Annotated in this window: 1 protein-coding gene; it reads left to right on the top strand. The window is 68.6% G+C overall.

Annotated elements, in window-relative coordinates; translation table 11 throughout:
- Nucleotides 1-45 precede the first annotated feature (45 nt).
- On the top strand, nucleotides 46-4,905 hold a 4,860-nt coding region (locus AB0O00_RS29605; protein WP_363656929.1), incomplete at its 3' end, for a hypothetical protein.

Genomic DNA, 4,905 nt, shown 5'->3' on the forward strand with positions numbered 1-4,905 from the left:
GGCGGTCTGACGCAGACGGACAACGGCGTCAGGTTCACGCCCGTCGTGCTCGAAGTCGCCGCACACGCGGTCGTGACCGGGCGGGTGACCATCGACGGGTCGCTGCCAGCCGCGCAGCTGGCGTTGCGGATCCGCAACCAGCGGTTCGGCGGCACGCCTGACCAGCTGGGCACCGTCACAACCGACGGGCGTGGCGAGTTCGTACTCGCCTACGACCCGGGAACCGCCGCAGTGAATCTTGAGGTCACGGCCGCCAGGGACGACAAGCCGCTCGGCCCGGTGTCCTACGCCGTCGGCCTGTTCCACACCCTCACGCTGGTCGCGCCAACGCCACCGACGGAGTCCGAGTACGCGCGGCTGTCCAAGGACCTCGCCGCCCAGGTGGGCGAGCTCGCCAAACTGGCACAGGCTCAGGAGGGCGCGCAGCGCCAGGACCTGACGGTGCTGAGCCGCTCCACCGGCTGGGACCCGCGGCTCATCGCCCTGACGGTGATGGCCGAGCGGCTCGCCGGCGCGAACAACAATCTGACGCTGGACGCGTCCGTGATCTACGGGCTGCTACGTGCCGGACTGCCATCCGATGTCGCGGCGTTGGCACTGGTGGACGACCAGACCGTGACCAAGGCCCTCACCCTGGCCAAGGACGGGGGCATCCTCGACATCGACGCCGCCGGGATCGCAACCGCCACGCAGAGGTTCGCGGAGTTCACCGTGCACGCGAAGCTGACGATGAAGCCGCCCGGCTCGACGGCGACGTACGCGGAGCTACTCGGCCACGCAGGGCTGAACGAGGCACAGCAGGCCGATTTCGCCAAGGTGGCGTTCGCTCACCGGGGGGACCCCGAGCAGCTGTGGAGCCAAGCTGAGGGCCTCGGCCTGCACGACCAGATCGACAGTCTCAAGCTGCAGGGCAAGCTCGCACTTCTCACTGGCAACAGCGCCCCGCTGATGGCGCACCTGCTCGGGCCCGACCTGCGCCACCCGGCCGAGCTGGTCGATCAGGGGTTGGTCACCGCCGAGGACTGGGAGCGGAAACTCAGCGCCCTGGTCGGGGGAGACACGGCGGCGATCACCGCGCTGATCCCCGCCTCCTACGAGGCGTCGACACCCGCCGTGCGTCTGAGCGCCTACGCCGCTGATCTCGCCCGAAAGGTGCGGGCAAGCTACCCCACCCAGGTGGTCACCCAACTCGTTTCCACGGGCGCCCTCGCGGTGGGGAATACGGCGTCCACGGTCGCCCTGCTGAAGGCAGCCACGGCCGACGGCTTCGTGATGGGTGCGACCCCGCCCGAGGCCTTCTTCGTGGCCAAGGGCGCGGGTATGTTCGGAGTCACCGAGGAGCAGTTCGAGGCCGCAAGGCAGGACCTCCGGGACCTGCACCGCGCCTACCAGCTCAGCCCTGACCACAAGTCGATGGCCGTCCTGACCGAGCTCGGCCTGACCAGTGCCTACGACATCGCCGAAATGGGTGAGGAGGAGTTCTCCGCGGCCTTCCTCCGCGCCCATCTCAAGCTCTTCAAGACCGAACCCGGCGCCGTGGTGGCCCAGCTGGTCCATCGCAAGGCACAGCAGGTCAGCAGCGTCAGCTACGCCGTGTTCGGTGCGGCACAGACGCTCAAGGCGCAGCCCGGCACGGCGGCCACCTCGGCGGCGGCGGTGGACAGGCACGCCGCCCAGAGCAATCTGCTCAGGCACTTTCCGACGATGGAGGGGCTGTTCGGGTCGCTCGACTACATCGAGTGCCCGGACTGCCGCTCGGTACTCAGCCCCGCCGCCTACTTCGTCGATCTCCTGCAGTTCATCGACCCGGACAAGCCGACGTGGGACAACTTCCTCGCCAACTGGAAGAGCCGACACGCCGGCCTGGACTACACGGCCAAGTACGCCAGGCCGATCGACGCGCAGCAGGCGCCTCGACCGGATCTCTTCGCGATCGAGCTCACCTGCGAGAACACCCTCACCGCGCTGCCGTACATCGACATCGTCAACGAGATCCTCGAGTACTACGTCGCGCACGCGGGACTGGCCGCGGAGGCCGCGCACGACACCGGCGAGGCGACGACGGAGGAGTTGGTCGCCGAACCGCAGAACCTGCTCGCGGAGGCGTACGACAAGCTGCTCGATGCGTGGCACCCCGATCCGCTGCCGTTCGATCTGTGGATCGAGACGGTGCGCGAGTTCACAGCCGGGTTCGGCACTCCGCTGGCCAAGGTGATGGAGGTGTTCCGGGCGAGCAACGCGCTGTTCGACGACATCCAGCGATACGACCGGGCGGACACGTACATCGAGTACCTCGGCTTCTCGCCCGCCGAGGCTGCCAGACTCACCGATCCCGCGCCCCTGGCCTCCTGGTGGCGGCTGTACGGTTACGCCGACGCTGGCCAGGCCACGACGGTGGCGGTCGACGCGGATTCGGGCCAGCGCATCGACCTCAACTCCGCCAAAACCCTGTCGAGGCGGCTCGGGGTCACATACCAGGACCTCGTCGACATCGTGCAGACGGGCTTCGTCAACCCCGCACTGCCCGGGCTCGGACTGCTGTACCGGCTCGGCGTCAGCATCCGGGATGCCAAGCACTACACCGAGCATCGCCTCGACCCGCCTCCGGTCACGCCAGAGCAGAAGGCCGATCGGCTGGCGGTCGATGCGTTCGATGCCCGCCTCACCGCCCTCGCCGCTCGGGCGAACGTGTCGGCGGACCGGCTGCGGACCGAGATCGCCGGCCTGCCGTACGGGCAGGTGCTGGTGCTCGCCGATCCGGATACCGGAGCGGACTTCGACCTGACGACCCTGCGCCATGCCGACGGCTCCCCGGCCGATCCGCTGGCCTTCGTCCGCATCGCCCACTTCGTGCGGCTGTGGCGAAAGCTCGGCTGGTCGATCGCGGAGACAGACGATGCGCTGAAGGCCTTCGTGCCGGCCCACGCACCGTTCGTCATGGGGTCGTTGGACCAGCGTCCGCTGCGGTCCGCGCTGATCCACCTGTCCCAACTGGTGTCGCTCATGGACCGGCCCGGGGTGGACCCGAAGCTGAGGCCAAGGCTGGCCGCCTTGTGGATGGACCTTCCGACGACCGGCCGCAACCCGCTCTACGCACAGCTGTTCCTGACCAGGAGCGTGCTCCTACGCGACCCGGTCTTCGACCACCCGCTCGGCCGCTACCTCGACTGGACAGAGGTCGACCCGGCCAAAGTCCCCAGGCTCCGGGACCACTTGCGCAGCGTGCAGGCCGTGCTCGGGCTCAGCAGCGACGACATCCAAACGATCCTCACCGATGCCGGGATCAAGGCGGACGTGGACCTTGATCTGCGCACCTTGTCCACCTTGCACCGGTACGCGCTGCTGGCCGAGATCCTGCAGCTGTCGGTGTCCGATCTGGTGACGCTGAAGAGGCTCTCCGGGATGGACCCGTTCGAGCCGCTGTACCCCGACGCTTTGGAGCACCTCCCCCCGGAGCAGCCGTACCGACAGGCCACCCTCGAGTTCGCTGGACTGGCCCGCCGGGTCGCCGACAGTGGTCTGAGCGTCCCGGACATCGACGCGCTGCTGCGCGAGCGGCGGGATGCCAAGCCGACCGACGGGCCGGTCCCCGACGCGGTGCTGCAGCAGTTGAAGGTCCTGGCCGACGGGGCTCGGGCGATCCGCGCCGAGCACGCCGTCCCGGCGGCCCCGGGCTCGCTAAGTGACGAGCAACTGCGGCAGGAGCTGGGACTCGTCCTTGAGCGGGACGTCGTCGACAAGCTCCTCGCGATGGTGCAGGGCACGGCCGGGTTCTCGACCTCCGCACCTGAGGTGAAGAAGTTCTTCGACAGGTACCTGCTCAAGCAGGACATCACTGCTGGGACGAGTTTCGGCTTTCTCGAAGACAGTGCATTCAACCTGCTGATCAACCCCACGCCCCTGATCCCGCCCGGACTGTCCGCAGCCGCCGAGCTCGTCGCCCGCGAGGCCGTCGAGGAGGCTGTCCAGGCCAAGCGGACAGTCCTCGCGACCGCTTTCCTGCCCTTCCTCCAAGGCCGGTTGATCCAACGACTCGTGGTGGACACGATCACCGCCCAGGCCGGCGCCGAGCCGGCCCTGGTGGAGGACCTGCTGACCGACGCCCGGCTACTCGGCCGCAGCGAGCCGCTGCTGGCCGCGTTCGAGCACATCGACAGCAGCATCGACACCACGAAGTCCTCCTTCGAGGGCTTTCTGGAGGTGCCGGTGAGCGGTGTCTATCGCTTCACCTCGGTGGTTGGCCCGCAGGGCGGATTCACGAAGCTCAGCTTCGACCACCTTGACCAGCCGGTGGTCCTGAGCGGTACAGCCACTGCCGGGGCCGAGATCACCGGCACCGTCGAGCTCCAGGCGGGACGGCTCTACGCCTTCGCCTTCACCACGACCGGCCTCGACGGCGCGAGCGCTCACCTGGATGTCCAGAGCGCGTTGCTGGCCCGTGGCGGCGTTGTACAGCAGCTCCGGCTGTACCCGAAGGATGTCGTCACAGGAGCCAGTGCGGCCCTGGCGCTGATCGAAAAGATCCTGTCGCTGGTCCACACCCTGGGCATCGGCCATGACGAGGTCCGTCACCTGGCCACCCACTCGAAGGCGTTCGACAACCTGCGGCTCGGTGACCTGCCGACCAGCAGGGTCGGTGACACCCCGGAGGAACTCGCCGCTGCGGTGGTCCGGTTCCGCTGGCTGGCGCGGCTGATCGACTACGCGGCCCTGAAGCGGGAGCTCGGCGGCGGCGAGGAACTGCTGGCCGTACTGCAGGCGGCCGGATCCACAGCGCCGAACCCGCTGACGGCCGACGTGTATCCGATCCTCGCCCACCTGACTGGGCAGAGCGTCGAGGTGGTGTCCGCCACCGCGACCACCATCTGGCCCGCGGGTCCGACGTTCGACAGTGAACGGCCGGTC

The sequence above is a fragment of the Kitasatospora sp. NPDC093558 genome, assembly GCF_040683475.1.
Taxonomy (GTDB): Bacteria; Actinomycetota; Actinomycetes; order Streptomycetales; family Streptomycetaceae; genus Kitasatospora.